The following is a 15743-nucleotide window of genomic DNA, read 5'->3' as shown; positions in this document are numbered from 1 at the left end:
CTGCAGGCATTCCTGTTCTACTGTGTAGCAAAACCCTTAAGCAGCTGTTTGTCCCTCATCGTATCCTGAAGCTGGAATATATATCTGCTTTTCTTTATGTTAGTGTCCAGCTCATTACGCATCTTAGCTACTGATTTTTCACTGAGAATTCTGGTGAGATTGTACTTTCCTGTCGGAATAAGTGTTATGATACGGTCCTTTCCATCATTACTCATAAGAACCACCTGCTTCTGAAGCTGTTTAACCGCAAGAACCTCATGCCCGGTAAAGGGATTTTTCGCCATTGCAGTTACTGTATTAAGTATGGATGCTCTTGAATAATTTACAGCAAGGTCGCTATCTGTTTTTGTATTTAATATATTGATCATCGTGAATTTTACACGGAGCTTCTTTTCTTTAACATATTTTTTGAGTGCTGTATAGATTTCCTGAGTCGTAGAAGTTCCCGAATTTTCGAAGAAACCACCGTCGGTCAAACGTCCTACTCCATGAAGGAAACTGTAGGCATTAATGAGGGGAAATGACTGGCTTGCATTTACACATGCAGACATCGGAATCTCTTTATTTACGGACCAGTCACATTTACGGTAAATTCCGTAGGCATCTTCATAAAGGGTGAAAAGAGCATAATCATTTTTCTGCCCGTCGCTTACAGTATCTATGGGTGTATTAAGCTGTACCGGACTGAAAACTACTTTTTTCCCATTTTCAACAATAGCTGAATTAAGAAATAGCAGAGGCATATTGTATTTACTTTTTTTTCTGTTGTAATAGTACATATAGTCTCTTGAAAAAAATTGTTCTACGGAATCTTTTGCAGACCATGTTCCCGCTTTTTTATGAGCATCCACAAAGGCATTTTGCTCTTCCATCTGAAAATAATAATTTCTGTCGCGTACCTGCATTCCAAAAGCTCCGGCAATGGTTTCGATAAAGTCTCCGATGAGCAATCCGTACAAAGCACCACTTAAGTAGTTTCTTGTATAAATGTTCTTTACAACCTCCCGTTTAGCCGTGGGTGAAAGTGTATAATGTGCCTTTGAAGCCAAAAACATCATGGCACCGGAACTTGATCCTGACACGGTGGATACAGAATAGAGATTTTTATAGAAATCCTTGCCAGTGTTATTGTCCAGTTCAAACATATTGGACATAAACCAGTAGGCTGCTCTGGAACCGCCTCCCTGACCTGAAACCAGGAATACTTCCAGATCACCTGTATTCGGATCATGATTACGTTTTTTGTACCATTCTGCAAAGTGGCTGTAAAGGGTTTCACGGACAAAGTATTCACTCTGATCTTTTACAGGAGTCTGAGTGATGATATGAGGATTGGTACTGCTGAAAAGTAAAACAATCCATCCTACTGCAAAAGAAACAACAACTCCCCTGTACACCCGGAATCTGAAGCGGGTATCAGCAAAACCTTTGATCATTAGATTAGAAAGCAGTATCTGGGAGGTTATAAACAGCTCAATAATAAGGATATAAAAACTCATAACCATCGTCCCGATTGTGATGGGCGAAACATTACTGAGCGTGCCGTTTATCTGTTTTATAAAGTAAAAGATCATCACTCCTCCGGAAATCAACAGCAATAAACCGTGCATGTATAAGGTTTTATCATGAATCATTTCCATTTTACGCGGATCACCATCCGGAAAATCCTCTGAATTTTCTTTGACAAGAAAAAAAGTATAAGAAAGCAAAACTCCCGTTATATTGGCAAATACAATAAGCGAAGTATAATACCCACTGACACCACACTGCAGAATCACATATTCAACGGCCAGTATAATCAAAAGACAGATAATTTCCCAAAACCTTTTAAGCTGAAGAAAAGTGGTGTCAAAAGATTTTATTAAAACTTTACTGTAATAATCCAGAAGCTTAATAATAAGAATAAGTGCAAGAATGGTGACCACCATCACTTTCTTCCCATAATAAACATTTGTAAGGGAAATGATGAAAATAATCCAGGGAAATACAGCAACATAGCGAACAGGAACCTGAAGTATTTTTCTCACTCTATCAGACTTGGGCTTTGCATTGTATAAGTCCAGAAGCCTATCCAGTATCACAAGAACTTTATCTGATGGCAGCCTGTTGATCTGTCTGAATATGTGGATAGAAATGGTAGGTATACACCATATACTCAGCCCTAGAAAGAGAAATGAAGCTATAACATAAAAGTTTTTACTACCCAGCATTTCACGGGATGTAAGATCCAGGACAATTTCCTGGCCTGCTCCGAATTTATAAAGCAGAATAGGAAAAAACACTGCGAGGAATATAAAAAGTCCGTTGTCTTTGACGGTATTCACAAGACCTTCGAGATAATCAAAAATTTTTTCCATGGTATATTAGTTTTTATTAAGATGAAGTCTGAAAATTCAGCCTTTGTAATTAAAGAAAGTTCTGAATGAAGTTTTCATGCGAGTTCCTTTTGCAAAGAATCTTATTATCATAAAGTTAAAGAAAAAAATACCGCATAAAAATCACCCTTTTGTGTTATTTTATTTTTACTATTCTGATCAAAAAAGAAAATTGATCATTTTTTCAGGTCATGAAAAAATGGTTTTGATTGCTTCAGATATCACTAAATTACCAGACTGGTGGCAGCCTTGAAATAAAAAAATCACTGATTGAATCAATGATTTATGAGTGTAAGAAAATTGAGAAATCATTCTCTAATTAAAAGAACTCCTGAATTCTACAGGCGAAAGATTTGTTTTGCTTTTAAACAGCTTGGTAAAAGACTGCGGATGTTCAAAACCCAGCTCATAAGCGATTTCACTCACCGACAGATCTGTTACCGACAGTTTTTCTTTGGCTTTTTCAATCAGTTTATCATGGATCATCTGCTGCGTGCTTTGTCCGGTAAGTGTTTTAAGAAGCCTGCTCAGATAATTGGAAGACACATTTAGTTCATTTGCGACGAATTGTACAGTGGGCAATCCCTTTGAAACCAAATCATTGTTTTCAAAATAATCATTCAGAATATCTTCCAAACGATCAAGGGTTTTATGGTTGGTGATCTTCCTTGTGATAAACTGGCGCTCATAAAATCTTTCCGAATAGTTAAGCAAGGTTTCAATGTGTGAAATAATGATATTTTGGCTGAATTTATCAATAGTAGCGTAGTATTCCTGCTGAATATTTTCTATAATTCCATTGATCGTTTTTTCTTCTTTATGGGAAAGAAACAACGCTTCATTCACCGAATAGCCGAAGAAATCATACTGTTTTATCGTTTTAGCAAGTGATGTATTCCACAAAAAATCAGGATGGATCAATAACATCCAACCCGATTTTTCTGTCTGAGAATCTTTATCAGCCTCAATTCTAAAAACTTGTTTGGGAGCAATGAAAAACATCGTTCCTTCATCAAAGTCATATGCCTGCTGGCCATATTTCAACTGACCATTAATTCCAATTTTAAGAGAGATCATATAGAAATCCAGCATCCAGTTGACCTCTCCAATATCAGTGGGTCTCTTCACAGCATTATAGTCAACGACGCTGATCATCGGATGTTCAGGTGGTTCCAGTCCTCTGGAACGATGAAACTCTGTGATGGTTTTTATTCTTTTTGTCGTGCGCTGTTCCATATGGATAAAGTTACGATTAGATTTCAGATTTTTAGATTTCAGATATGAGACTTTTAAATTAAGGTTGAGATTGATTTGAAAAAATGTCAATGGCGGCTTCGAGAACCTCAGCCGCCAGAGATATTTGTCCTTCATTTAACTAAGAGCAACAATGAACCAGCAACAGATAACCCGAAACTCTTTTACTCAAAAATTCTCAAGCCCCTAACACGAACACCGCAACTCTTTTACTCTAAAACTCTCCGACTCTCAAACCCTATAGGCTTCCGCAAAATCTTTTGCAAAATCTGCCAGTTTTACTTTCCCCAAAACAGGTTTATTCTTGTTATAATCTTCATACAATACACCGCTTCCCTGGCTTGCCTGAGTTTCCACAAAACCTCTTGCGACCTGTTCATTGAACCCAATATTCAGCCAGTTTTGAAATAATTCTTCATCCGGAATAACCTTCCATTTCAGATCCGGTTGACCAATCGCTTCACCCAAAGCTTTTGCAATTTCATTCGGTGAAACTTCGTCACTCGCTACATAACGGACAGTGCGCCCTTCAAATGGCTTTTCTATTTCTTCAGCAATCACATCTGCAATATCCAGCGGTGAAACCCACGGCTCTTTCTGATCGCCTCCCCAATTGGAAATGATAGAGCCCTTATTTTTGATGGTCCTGATAAACGAAAACATATTGAAATAAATACCTACCGGACGGATAAATTTAATGGCAACATCCTCCGGCAGCTGTTTCAGAATATTTTCCACATGATGATGAAAAACAATAATTCCCGTTCCCTGATCCGTATGCGCGCCAATACTGCTGAGATGGACAATCTTTTTCACACCCGACTGTTCCACCGCTATTTTGTATGCTTCACCGATTTTGCTAATGGAGCTGATAAAATTAATACTTTTATCAAATAGATCTCCTGCGGCTTCCATAGTTTCCATTAAATAAACGATGTCCGCTCCTTTGAACGTTGCAGTAAGGAAATCTGCATCAAACATGCTTCCAATAGCTGCTTTTGCTCCAATATTTTCAATAGCTGCAGTTCTTTCTGCGTTGCTGCTGATCACTATTACAGTATGTCCCTTCTTTACCAGTTCTTCTGTAAGTGGCTTTCCGATGTTCCCGATGGAACCTGTTAAAACAATATTCATTTTTGATTTTTTTTGTTGGTGTAAAATTCTGAATATCCCTAAAAACAGGCTTATCCTAATCTGTCCTCTACTTAGCCAAAAAAGAACCTGAGATTATATTCTTTACCTTCATCAAAACCTCAGCTTCATTCACCGCCGGAAAATGATCATTTCCATATCTTTTGCCTTATTGTTTGTTTTGATTAGCAATCTATTATACATTTGCCATATACTAAAATCACCCATGAAACAGTTATCAGAATATAAAAGCTGGCTGAAAAATATTATTGACAATAATCAGGAAGACGAATACCTGGAATTTGTTTGGGAGATTATGGAAAGTCCTTTTGTGGAATATCATTATGAATTGATGAAGGACCCTGAAATGGATGATGATTTCAGAAGAAACCTAAGGTTTAGATTTAATGAACATGGTGAAGAAGGAGCAGCGTTCTTACTTTCTAAACTGGAAAAGAATGAAGACCCGGAATTTCATGCTGCAATTCTTTTTATTTTGGGCAAAACGAAAGGGAAACAGAAAGAAAAAACAATGGAATATGCCAGAAAATTCGTCAAAAGCCAGGATCCTTTACTAAGAGAGAATGCATTTATTGTCTTAGGATGGATAGGTCAAATGAAAGACCTCATCATTTTAAAAAAAGGATTATTTGAAGATGAACAACCAAAATGCAGAGCCTGGAGCGCATCTTCTTATATGCAGATGTGGTTCAGAAATGAAAATAGCCATCTAAGAGTAAAAGCATTTGAGGCATACAAAACTGCATTACCGAATGAAAAAGACTACATTGTGCTGTCAGTTATTTTATCCTCAATCAGAGTAATGGGAAAAACTAAGCTGGGCATTTCCCAGACTGCATTAGATGCAATGGACAGAGAAAAAATAGACACCGTTATACCCAAAGCTTTAAAATTCCTCGAAAAGGCACTGAACAATAATTAAGAAAAAAATCCACAGAAATAATCCGGAAGAAATTCTTCACTGGCATATAAAACCATCACCCGATCGAACAAAAAATACTGCACCTATGGGAAACAGATGCTATCTCTATCTAAAAAATCCGAAAAAGGAACTGCCACTTTTTGAGGCCAATAACTCCCTGCCCTTCTTTTGGATTGCTGTTTTGGATAAAAAAATACTGATTAATAAAATCCAACAATGGAAGGCTTATGAACAATATGCCGAAAAACATCCGGAAGAAGAAACCGAACTCTATCTGAAACAGCATTCCAACAATCTGTCTGTAGACCGGGAAACATTCACAGGAAATGCAAAAAGAAGCCGGGAATTTCTGCAAGAAAATTTTCCTGAAACCTTACCTCTCTTCGATGATTTTTTAAAATTCATTCATTCTAAATTTGAAACGGATGACCGTTTAGAAATCGATATTACTCAGTTTTCTGCTTTTTATGACTCGCTTGAAGAATTTTATCTGGACTTAACCAGCGAGATGGACGCCATTCATAATAACCAAGCAGCAAACATAAAATTTCTTCTACCCAATGATCTGATTGCCGGAGGTACAGGTTTTCACTCTATTTCGGGTAATGAATTTTCCACATTGCCCACTTATGCCAATGCAGTACAAAACCGGGGTATTCCTCAACAGCCTTTCAACAGAAAGTCGCTCACAGTGGCTGTAATGATCTTAATGATATGCCCGCTGTTCTCCTATTGGGCTTACCGTATCTATACAAAAGACGGGTTTAATACATGGGTAATCATCATCGGCTTCTTGAATATGTTATTTTATATATACAGCATCTCCACGATTATTCTGGAAATTAAGGCGTACCGAAAGAATCCGCAATAGCCATTGACTGAAATAATCTTTCGTGATATATTTTCATTTCATATCACGGTCATTAGTATTTTCTATTTTTCATGAGGCTAATATTTCCCTAACTTGTATCCTTTAAAACAACTAAAGAAATACAGAATACCTGCAGATAATTTCAGTTGAATCTAATTTCTGACGATTATCGTAAGTATCTAAAAGCAAACAACAGCAAAACAGCTTCATCATTTTATGACGAATAAAGATTTTAACGCCCGAAAAGGGTTTATATTCAGCAGACATGTTCCGGAAGAGATCTCGCATTTTGACCGGATCTTTGATGTTTTCAAAGATTTGCTGACCCATACTTCAGGGGACATTGAGGAGGCTTTTGAGTGGCTCGATGTGCTGGATAAAGAATATGACATTTTCACCGATGAATATTCCCTTCAGGATTTTGAAGAGGATCTTAAAAAGCGCGGCTATATCAAGGAAGAAGATGATTCCAAAGACGGTAATTCAGGAACCGGGAAAGGCAAAAATATACTGACTGCCAAACTGGAGGCTGCTTTACGCGAGTACGCACTGGATCAGATTTTCGGAAAGCTAAAGAAAAGCGGTGCAGGAAATCACCGGACCACAAAAACCGGTGTGGGTGATGAGCGTGATGGCGAAAACCGATCCTTCCAGTACGGAGATGATCTATCTACAGTGAATATGACCGAAAGTTTAAAGAATGCACAGATCAATAATGGAATTTCAGACCTGCGCCTGACAGAAGATGATCTTATCGTGGAGGAAACTAAACACAAAGCTCAAATGAGTACAGTGCTGATGATCGATATCAGCCACTCCATGGTTTTATATGGTGAAGACCGAATTACGCCTGCCAAAAAAGTCGCGATGGCTCTGGTGGAATTAATTAACCGGAAATATCCTAAAGATTCCATAGATATTATTGTGTTCGGAAACGAAGCCTGGCCGATTAAGATCAAAGATCTCCCCTATTTGAAAGTAGGTCCTTATCACACCAATACGGTGGCCGGTCTGGAACTGGCAATGGATATTCTTCGCAGAAAAAGAAATACCAACAAGCAGATTTTTATGATCACCGACGGAAAACCAAGCTGCATTCAGTTGCCTTCCGGAGAATTTTATATGAACAGCAACGGCCTGGATGAAATGATTGTTTCCCAATGTCTCAACAGAGCTGCACAGGCCAGAAAACTGAAAATTCCGATTACCACTTTTATGATCGCTCAGGACCCTTATCTGCGTAAATTTGTGGAAGCTTTCACCGCACAGAATAAAGGAAAAGCCTTTTTAACAGGACTTTCAGGGCTTGGACAAATGATTTTTGAAGATTACGAGAAAAACAGGATAAAGAGGATATAGGTGGTAGATATAAGATGCCAGACATCAGATTTCAGACTTATGTACTGTTCGCCGAAAGTTCTCATGAAAAGATAATTATTATTACTTAAAAAAGAAAATGAAAAACGATATTACATTTAAAGAATTAAAAAATTCCGGGTATACGGACAAAACAATCAATCAGGAAATTCAGGCTAATTTAATTGCAAAAATAAAAGCCAAAGAACCTGTATTTGAAGGACTTTGGGGTTATGAAGATTCTGTAGTTCCACAACTGAAAAAGGCTATTCTTGCCGGTCATCACATCAACCTTTTAGGTCTGCGTGGACAGGCTAAAACCAGAATTGCAAGAAGTATGGTAACTCTTCTTGATGAATATATGCCTATCGTAAAGGGATCTGAAATTAATGACAGTCCGTTTCAGCCTATTTCAAAATATGCCAGAGATTTAATTGCAGAACATGGTGATGAAACTCCAATTTCATGGGTACACCGCTCAAACCGTTTCTTTGAAAAACTGGCTACTCCTGACGTGAATGTTGCCGATTTAATTGGAGATATAGATCCAATCAAAGCGGCTACTTTAAAATTGCCTTATTCAGACGAACGGGTTCTGCATTACGGAATGATTCCCCGCGCCAACCGTTCTATATTTGTACTGAATGAGCTGCCGGATTTACAGGCCAGAATTCAAGTTTCATTATTTAATATTCTGCAGGAAGGTGATATTCAGATCCGTGGATTTCAGTTGAGAATGCCACTTGATATTCAGTTTGTTTTCACGGCCAACCCTGAAGATTATACCAATAGAGGAAGCATTGTGACGCCTTTAAAAGACAGAATCGGGTCACAGATTTTCACACACTATCCAAAAACCATTGCCCTTGCAAGACAGATTACAGAGCAAGAAGCCCTGATTTCAGCTGAAGACAGAACACAGATACAGATTCCGGGTCTGGCTAAAGATCTTCTGGAGGAAGTGGCTTTTGTAGCCCGCGACAGTGAATATGTAGATGCGAAAAGTGGCGTGAGTGCACGTCTTACCATCAGTGCGATGGAAAACCTTGTGGCTGCGGCAAAATTACGTTTAATTGAATCTGATACTGAAAATACTACAGTTCGTCTGCTTGATTTCATGTCAATTATTCCATCTATTACCGGAAAAATTGAACTGGTGTATGAAGGTGAGCAGGAAGGGGCAGATTATGTAGCGAAAATATTAATTGACCAGGCGGTAATGATTCAGTTTGAAACCTTATTCCCACGTATTTCCAAATTAGAAAAAGAAGGGATAAAAACGCCATACACAGACCTGATCAAATGGTTTAACAAAAACCATCTGGAACTCAATTATACGGATACTAATGAGGAATTTTATGCTAAGCTCAACAGCATAACGCCTTTGGTAGAAGTCGTTGAGGAAAACGCTTCCGAATTAAGTACCGAAGACCAGAATTTCTGCAAAGAGCTGGTTTTATGGGCGCTTACGATCAGTAAAAAATTAGACAAATCTGAAAACCAGTCTGCTTTTACTTTTGATTCTGCTGGAATTGGCCAGTATTTGCGTAATTAAGAGAGTTCCTATATTCGAAAACAGATTTGTAGATGTAAAATACAATAAGAGGCAGGCCAAAAGGTCAGCCTCTTTTTATTTATCTTTCCTGTTCCACTTGATCTTCATCGCATGTAAGAAAATCTGGTATGAAGAAATAAAATTCTTTTTCATGGTTTGTTTTAAAATAATAACCGCTGATTTTAATCTTACCGGAAAGATTTATCATCGCAGAAAAATAATGTAAATTTGCCCTATCCTACTACAAAAAACATGGATTTTACTTGATATACAATGAAAAAAACAGCACTTTCTCTATTGGCTCTCTTTGTACATATTGCTATTCAGGCTCAAAACTTTGATGTCATTCCATTAGGTATATATGGTGGCGAACAGGAAGATAATTTATCGGCTTATTTAGTGGGAGCTCCAAAAGACAGCGCCTTTCTCTGCCTTGATGCCGGTACTATAAATACAGGAATACGAAAAGCGATTCAGTTAAAAAGTCTCAACGGAACGGAAGAAACGGTTCTGAAAGATCAGATTAAAGGATATTTTATCTCACACGGCCATCTGGATCATGTATCAGGTCTGATAATCAATTCTCCGGCGGACTCAAAAAAGAACATTTTCGCGATAGCGCCGGTACTTCAAATTCTGCAAAATCATTATTTTATAACAGACACGTGGATTAATTTTGCCGATCAGGGCCAGAAACCGATGCTCGGAAAATACCATTATAACGAACTTCAAAATGGAGCAGAGATTCCTGCGGAAAACACTCCGTTTTTTATTACAGGCTATGAACTAAGCCATGTGAATCCATATAAAAGCAGCGCTGCACTGGTAAGAAAAGATGATCATTATCTGCTCTACCTGGGAGATACGGGTTCTGACCGCATTGAAAAATCTGATCGTCTTAATATACTTTGGGACCGTATCGCTGCGCTTATAAAAAAAGGACAGCTCAATACGATACTAATTGAGGTCTCTTTCCCTAACAGCCAGCCTGAAAATCTTCTGTTTGGCCATCTCACACCTAATCTTTTACTGGAAGAGCTCAGCAGGCTGAAAGAAAAAACGGGGCAGAAAAATTTAGAAAACCTTCATATTGTGGTTACTCACAGAAAACCGACAAAAGACAATCCGGAGATTATAAAAAAAGAATTACTCCAAAACAATCCTTTGAAAGTACATTATATCTTCCCGGAACAAGGCAAAAAAATCAGTTTACCCTAGATATCAAAAGATGAGATAAAATTTTATTTCATCTTTTTTATTGCCCTTTATTTTCATAAAACAATACTAATCTTTCAGTTAATTACTGCTTTTGCATTTCTCAAACTCTCCTATCGAGTTGGAGTATTTCCTGTGGATAAACTAAGTGTTGGACCAATGTTTTTATTCAATGCTGATCAATATTTTCTACGAGATACAATTTTATTAATCTTGTATTTTATCACCACATATTGAATAAAAAAATCAATAAAAAGTTAATTTAATAGGAATAATTTTACCAAAAGTTAAATTTCATTAACATAAAACTTGTAGCAAAACATGAAAATGACAGATATCTGCTATATGTTTACATTTTCCGGTCTATTAACTTTGCCCTCAAGATACTACCGATACAATTCGGTAAAAAAACACAAACATTTTCGAAACTAAATTACAAATCTTTTTAAAGAATTGTAATTGATATAAATGAAAAAAAAATGAAAAAAACAATGATTTCGATAGGTGTAATCTTGTGCACCTCAAATGTCTTCGGGCAGGTTGGTATCAATTCCGCGACACCTCACCCATCAAGTAACCTTACAGTAGCTCCTACAGATTTAAAGGGACAATACAAAGGAACCCTTTTAAGCCTAATGACAACAAGCCAGGTTAATTCTATAGCCAATCCGGCTAAAGGTCTGCTCGTTTATGATACTCAACTAAAGTGTCTAAAAGTAAATAAAGGGACTCCCGCTGCCTCTCAATGGGTATGCATAAAAACCAGATCATAAAGATGAATAGATTAAGCATTACAATATGTATAACAGCAGGTGTCGTATTATCAAAAGGACAGGTTGGAATAAACACCTCAACACCGGATCCATCTGCCAATTTACATGTAGCTCCCACCAACACCTCCAACCAGTATAAAGGAACATTACTAGGAACTATGTCTACCACCAATAGAAATTCTATTTCCCAGCCGGCAACCGGTTTGATGATCTATAATACGACTGATAATTGTCTGCAGGTTAATAATGGTACACCGGCTGCTCCCCGTTGGCAGTGTCTGAATGAAGATCCTAATCTTCCTTTCGGGAACATGATTTTTGGGCGTTATAAACCTATTTATCCAGGGATTACTGCAAATACAATTTCGATACCTCCACCTCAATATAGTCCTACCAACAATCAGCTATATGGCTCTTATCCCGCGAATGGAAATTTTGCCTCCAATGATATGTTTCGAGTAGATGTGGGAAGGAGAACAGGAGACACTTACTCAGCGGTTCTATATAATGTTTCCGGAGAAAGTATCACATTTAATTATAGCAGTAATGCATATCACAACCCGGTAGCGGCTAATAATATCAGTTTAAATAATACACAGGGAAGATTTATAGATGGTGATAATATAACGTATTACACCGAAGCTCAAAATTGTTATGTAACTGTCACTTCTCCGGCTAAATGGGCAGGAAGAAAATTTTTAATAGGTGTGAATATCTTCAAAGAAGATACTTCGAACACGATTGCTACGGGTGGAAACGGCACCGGAAAGGAAAACCAATCTATGCTCACTTATATTTTTGAATTTAAGTAATACGATTTAAATCTTCCATCAAACTAAAAACACTTTTTATATATTTTATCATGATTACAGGCCTTTCAAAGGCTTGTGGTCTGGTAAAAATCAAAACAACAACAGGTTTCATATTCAGTAATTTAAATAAAGAATTAATGGATTTTAAAAACATACATATAGGTCAGATCATTCACAAAAGAGTATTGGAATCTGAAATTGATATTTATCGTATCTGCAAATTCCTTAAGTCTTCAGAGGATGAAATCAATGCCATGTATACTTCAAAAAGTCTTGATTCTGAAGTCCTATTGAGATGGAGCAAAATTTTAGAATATGATTTTTTTAGAATTTATACCCAGCATTTGATCTGGTATGCTCCTTCACTTGTAAAAAATCAGTCTGTTGCAAAGCAGAAATCGGGATTGCCCAAATTCAGGAAAAACATTTATACAAAAGAAATTATTGATTTCATTTTAAGTCTGATTGAAAGTGGAGAAAAAACAAAAGCTCAGGTGATTACGGATTACAGAATTCCAAAAACCACGCTATACAAGTGGCTTGGAAAATATAAATCATAAGAGCACATGCACATAAACAAAAAAAATAATCATGGAAAATAAAGGACCTGATTATGTGAAAATTTTTTCAGATATCATTACGAAAAAATGTCCGGAGAAAAATTCCTGTTGCAAATATTTTCTGGAAAAGGAAAAGTTGTCCTCACTAGATGTTATAACCCTGAACCGTATTTTATTTCAAGATGATAAAACAGGTAATGAGCACAGGTCTTATGATGATGAAAGTATTAACGAAGTATTGGAATATCAAATAAAAACAAGGATGACAAACACAGAAATTGCTTTGCTATTTAAATTAAGCCGGAATACTCTGGCCATCTGGAAAAAAAAATATGGTAAAAAATAAAAACACATCACAAATAAAAATCATTTCGCAGGATGAAAAGTAAAAGATATTATTTCCACGATAAAAACCATAATATTATATCCGAAGACCAACTCATTGGAAAAAAAATGGACGATATCGAATGTTTTCTTATTGAATACAAGGTACAAAAACTACATACCAACGAGCGTGTTTTTATCCTGAAAAAATCGTTTTTCGGAATATTTAAAACAAAATTGCATTTGTATCTCACTGAAGATACAGTATATGACTATGTTATTCAAAAATAAACATATTTAAATGTATAACACTGCATCGGTATATTTTTTATTCTTTCATATTTTTTTTAAGAGTTTGATTTAATTTCCTTCTATTATTTTGTTTGGGATACCGATGCTTTGTTATTAATTAGATTTCACAATCGTAAATGCTTTTTGAAATCCAAACTGAACACCAGATGAAAATTCTTTAGTCTTACGCCAAACAGGTCAATTCTACTACTTCTAACCATTTCTCATAAAACAGCCGAGGACAAAAAAGGTTCAATATTGACTAAAATTTTGTTCAAAAATCTGCTTGTGTTACCCACTAAACAGACATTAAGAAATTTTAAATCTTAGTACTTTATGTTCTGCAATCCTTTTAATAAAAGCCTCTAAATCATAAGGAATCATTATTTTTCTTCTGTAATCATTGGTATAATTATCGATATAAAAAAATATCAGACCATTTTATTTAACAATAACATATTTTATTTACAATGCTATGAAAAAAAAGATCAATCCAATGGATGCCAAGCAGTTTAATGATTATTTTGATAAAAAAGATGGTGAACTGCCTAAGAATTATTTTGACTTTTTTGCGGATTGCATTCATGAGGCTAAAAGTTTCGCCATAGGACCCTATCTGTGGTTTATTAATAATGGTACCAGAATGAAAACAGAAAGAACGAGTGAAAATATTGAACAGTTTACTCCTTTTAAAAAGGAAGATTGGATGGATTCCGGTACTGAATTTTTTATGAATCTGTTTCATCCGCAAGACAGGGAGTATTTAATGGCCGCTTTTGTATTTTCTGCTAACGTGCGCTTACAGTTTTTAAGAGAAGGAAAAACGGACGTGGTATTCAATCATTACGGCAGAATGATCAACCAGAATGGCGATTATCGCTGGATATTGCTGCAATCCCCTCTCCAAATCACTCATAATTACGAAATAAAAGCTTCTATAGTCTTTATTTACGATCTTTCTCATTTTATTATTCAAAATATGCCGCTGCTTTCCATCATAGATTTTACGAACGATGAAGTTCAGTATTTCAGGCATATTGATCAGCATCTGAATAAAATAGATGTGGACAAGCCTTACATCACAAAACGTGAAAAAGACATTCTAAAGCTTATGGCACAAGGCTTCAACAGTCCGGAAATCGCAGAGAAGCTCTTTCTTTCTTATCATACAGTGGAAAACCATAAACGTAACCTTAGAAAAAAAACAAACACTAAAACTTCAGCGGAACTCATTGCTTTTACCATGAATCATAGTCTTCTCGTGCTTTAAAATAAAGGTATCATTTCAATCAATTTAAGCTAATAACTTCTTGTTTATTTTCAGGAAGTTTAAATTTCTTGATCGCTTTATTCTCCACTTTTAAAAAGCTTCTTTCAGCGCCTAAGAGAAATATTACTGTTAAAAAAAACACGTCTTATCTGACAATATTATTCTATTTACAATGCTATGAAAAAAAAGATTAATCCGATAGATGAACAGCAATTTTATGATTATTTTGCAAAGAACTCTGAGCTGCCTAAAAATTATTATACCTTTTTTTCGGAGGCAATTAAAAATACAAAAAGCTTCTCTATCGGACCTTATTTCTGGTTCATTACCAACAATACAAAAATGAGAACAGAACGGATCAGTGAAAATATTGAGCAATTTACTCCTTACCGTAAAAAAGAATGGCTCAATTCAGATACTGAATTTTTTATGAATCTTTTTCATCCGGATGACAGACGTCATATCATGGCTGCATTTGTGTTTTCCGCCACTTTACGACTGCAACTTCTCAGGGCAGGAAAAACCGAAGTAAGATTCAATTATTATGGACGAATGATCAATCCGGATGGAGAATATCGCTGGATTTTGCTACAGTCTCCTCTTCAATACATCAATAATTACGAAATAAAAGCCTCTTTAGTAGTTATTTATGATCTCTCTCATTTTATCATCCAAAATATGCCGTTGCTTTCCATCATAGACTTCACTGATAATGAAGTTCAGTATTTCAAGCATATTGATCAGGACCTGCAGAAAATAGATATGCAAAAACCAAATATAACCCATCGTGAAAAAGACATTCTAAAGCTTATGGCACAAGGCTTCAACAGTCCGGAAATCGCAGAGAAGCTCTTTCTTTCTTATCATACAGTGGAAAACCATAAACGTAACCTTAGAAAAAAAACAAATACCAAAACTTCAGCGGAACTGATTGCTTTTACCATGAATCACAGTCTCCTTGTGCTTTAAAATCAAGATGGCATTTAAATAAGATGACTTAAGGTACTCACTTG

Annotated in this window: 15 protein-coding genes; 12 read left to right on the top strand and 3 right to left on the bottom strand. The window is 36.2% G+C overall.

Annotation, left to right across the window (positions count from 1 at the left end; translation table 11 throughout):
• Positions 1-17: 17 nt before the first annotated feature.
• The 3 genes from BUA72_RS13450 to BUA72_RS13435 all read right to left on the bottom strand — a co-directional run bounded on the left by BUA72_RS13450 (position 18) and on the right by BUA72_RS13435 (position 4763).
• Positions 18-2357, bottom strand: coding sequence for a hypothetical protein (locus BUA72_RS13450; protein ID WP_072923361.1), 2340 nt, complete (start codon positions 2355-2357; stop codon positions 18-20).
• A gap of 333 nt (positions 2358-2690) precedes the next feature.
• On the bottom strand, positions 2691-3611 hold the full coding sequence (locus tag BUA72_RS13440) for an AraC family transcriptional regulator (protein WP_072923359.1): 921 nt from the start codon (positions 3609-3611) through the stop codon (positions 2691-2693).
• A 249-nt stretch (positions 3612-3860) separates the two neighbouring features.
• Complete coding sequence (locus BUA72_RS13435) at positions 3861-4763, bottom strand: SDR family oxidoreductase (RefSeq protein WP_072923358.1); 903 nt, start codon at positions 4761-4763, stop codon at positions 3861-3863.
• Positions 4764-4986: 223 nt separating this feature from the next.
• On the opposite strand from BUA72_RS13435, the gene BUA72_RS13430 reads away from it, so the two are divergent.
• From BUA72_RS13430 to BUA72_RS13375, 12 genes are all read left to right on the top strand, one after another.
• Entirely contained in the window at positions 4987-5703 is a 717-nt protein-coding gene (locus BUA72_RS13430) for a HEAT repeat domain-containing protein (RefSeq protein WP_175548904.1), read from the top strand.
• Positions 5704-5788: 85 nt separating this feature from the next.
• Positions 5789-6574, top strand: a complete 786-nt coding sequence (locus tag BUA72_RS13425) for a hypothetical protein (RefSeq protein ID WP_072923357.1) — start codon at positions 5789-5791, stop codon at positions 6572-6574.
• 216 nt (positions 6575-6790) lie between these two features.
• On the top strand, positions 6791-7933 hold the full coding sequence (locus tag BUA72_RS13420) for a vWA domain-containing protein (protein WP_072923356.1): 1143 nt from the start codon (positions 6791-6793) through the stop codon (positions 7931-7933).
• 97 nt (positions 7934-8030) lie between these two features.
• Complete coding sequence (locus BUA72_RS13415) at positions 8031-9485, top strand: sigma 54-interacting transcriptional regulator (RefSeq protein WP_072923355.1); 1455 nt, start codon at positions 8031-8033, stop codon at positions 9483-9485.
• 273 nt (positions 9486-9758) lie between these two features.
• Positions 9759-10703: an MBL fold metallo-hydrolase gene (locus tag BUA72_RS13410; protein ID WP_072923354.1), complete on the top strand. Its 945-nt coding sequence runs from the start codon at positions 9759-9761 to the stop codon at positions 10701-10703.
• A gap of 476 nt (positions 10704-11179) precedes the next feature.
• Positions 11180-11473 carry a hypothetical protein gene (locus BUA72_RS13405; protein ID WP_047454203.1) on the top strand — a complete coding sequence of 98 codons (294 nt, stop codon included), beginning with the start codon at positions 11180-11182 and terminating at the stop codon, positions 11471-11473.
• A gap of 2 nt (positions 11474-11475) precedes the next feature.
• Positions 11476-12285: a hypothetical protein gene (locus tag BUA72_RS13400; protein ID WP_139259613.1), complete on the top strand. Its 810-nt coding sequence runs from the start codon at positions 11476-11478 to the stop codon at positions 12283-12285.
• 50 nt (positions 12286-12335) lie between these two features.
• A complete protein-coding gene (locus BUA72_RS13395) occupies positions 12336-12845 on the top strand; it encodes a transposase (RefSeq protein ID WP_317043239.1) in 510 nt (169 codons plus the stop codon).
• A gap of 31 nt (positions 12846-12876) precedes the next feature.
• Positions 12877-13191 (top strand): hypothetical protein, encoded by a 315-nt coding sequence (locus BUA72_RS13390; protein ID WP_072923352.1) that lies wholly within the window; start codon positions 12877-12879, stop codon positions 13189-13191.
• 32 nt (positions 13192-13223) lie between these two features.
• Positions 13224-13460: a hypothetical protein gene (locus tag BUA72_RS13385; protein WP_047454044.1), complete on the top strand. Its 237-nt coding sequence runs from the start codon at positions 13224-13226 to the stop codon at positions 13458-13460.
• 475 nt (positions 13461-13935) lie between these two features.
• A complete protein-coding gene (locus BUA72_RS13380; protein WP_072923351.1) occupies positions 13936-14730 on the top strand; it encodes a LuxR C-terminal-related transcriptional regulator in 795 nt (264 codons plus the stop codon).
• A 177-nt stretch (positions 14731-14907) separates the two neighbouring features.
• On the top strand, positions 14908-15699 hold the full coding sequence (locus tag BUA72_RS13375) for a LuxR C-terminal-related transcriptional regulator (RefSeq protein WP_072923350.1): 792 nt from the start codon (positions 14908-14910) through the stop codon (positions 15697-15699).
• Positions 15700-15743 lie beyond the last annotated feature (44 nt).

It is taken from the genome of Chryseobacterium sp. OV279 (assembly GCF_900128945.1).
In the GTDB taxonomy this organism is placed as follows: Bacteria; Bacteroidota; Bacteroidia; order Flavobacteriales; family Weeksellaceae; genus Chryseobacterium.
Note: the sequence above shows the minus strand (reverse complement) of the source record. Positions and strands in the feature narration are given on the sequence as shown.

Bases quoted from the DNA above. Each gene is read 5' to 3' on its own strand.
- BUA72_RS13380 (WP_072923351.1), top strand. From the start codon at position 13,936: ATGAAAAAAAAGATCAATCCAATGGATGCCAAGCAGTTTAATGATTAT.
- BUA72_RS13425 (WP_072923357.1), top strand. From the start codon at position 5,789: ATGGGAAACAGATGCTATCTCTATCTAAAAAATCCGAAAAAGGAACTG.
- BUA72_RS13430 (WP_175548904.1), top strand. From the start codon at position 4,987: ATGAAACAGTTATCAGAATATAAAAGCTGGCTGAAAAATATTATTGAC.
- BUA72_RS13410 (WP_072923354.1), top strand. From the start codon at position 9,759: ATGAAAAAAACAGCACTTTCTCTATTGGCTCTCTTTGTACATATTGCT.
- BUA72_RS13440 (WP_072923359.1), bottom strand. From the start codon at position 3,611: ATGGAACAGCGCACGACAAAAAGAATAAAAACCATCACAGAGTTTCAT.
- BUA72_RS13390 (WP_072923352.1), top strand. From the start codon at position 12,877: ATGGAAAATAAAGGACCTGATTATGTGAAAATTTTTTCAGATATCATT.
- BUA72_RS13375 (WP_072923350.1), top strand. From the start codon at position 14,908: ATGAAAAAAAAGATTAATCCGATAGATGAACAGCAATTTTATGATTAT.
- BUA72_RS13450 (WP_072923361.1), bottom strand. From the start codon at position 2,357: ATGGAAAAAATTTTTGATTATCTCGAAGGTCTTGTGAATACCGTCAAA.
- BUA72_RS13385 (WP_047454044.1), top strand. From the start codon at position 13,224: ATGAAAAGTAAAAGATATTATTTCCACGATAAAAACCATAATATTATA.
- BUA72_RS13395 (WP_317043239.1), top strand. From the start codon at position 12,336: ATGATTACAGGCCTTTCAAAGGCTTGTGGTCTGGTAAAAATCAAAACA.
- BUA72_RS13415 (WP_072923355.1), top strand. From the start codon at position 8,031: ATGAAAAACGATATTACATTTAAAGAATTAAAAAATTCCGGGTATACG.
- BUA72_RS13400 (WP_139259613.1), top strand. From the start codon at position 11,476: ATGAATAGATTAAGCATTACAATATGTATAACAGCAGGTGTCGTATTA.
- BUA72_RS13405 (WP_047454203.1), top strand. From the start codon at position 11,180: ATGAAAAAAACAATGATTTCGATAGGTGTAATCTTGTGCACCTCAAAT.
- BUA72_RS13420 (WP_072923356.1), top strand. From the start codon at position 6,791: ATGACGAATAAAGATTTTAACGCCCGAAAAGGGTTTATATTCAGCAGA.
- BUA72_RS13435 (WP_072923358.1), bottom strand. From the start codon at position 4,763: ATGAATATTGTTTTAACAGGTTCCATCGGGAACATCGGAAAGCCACTT.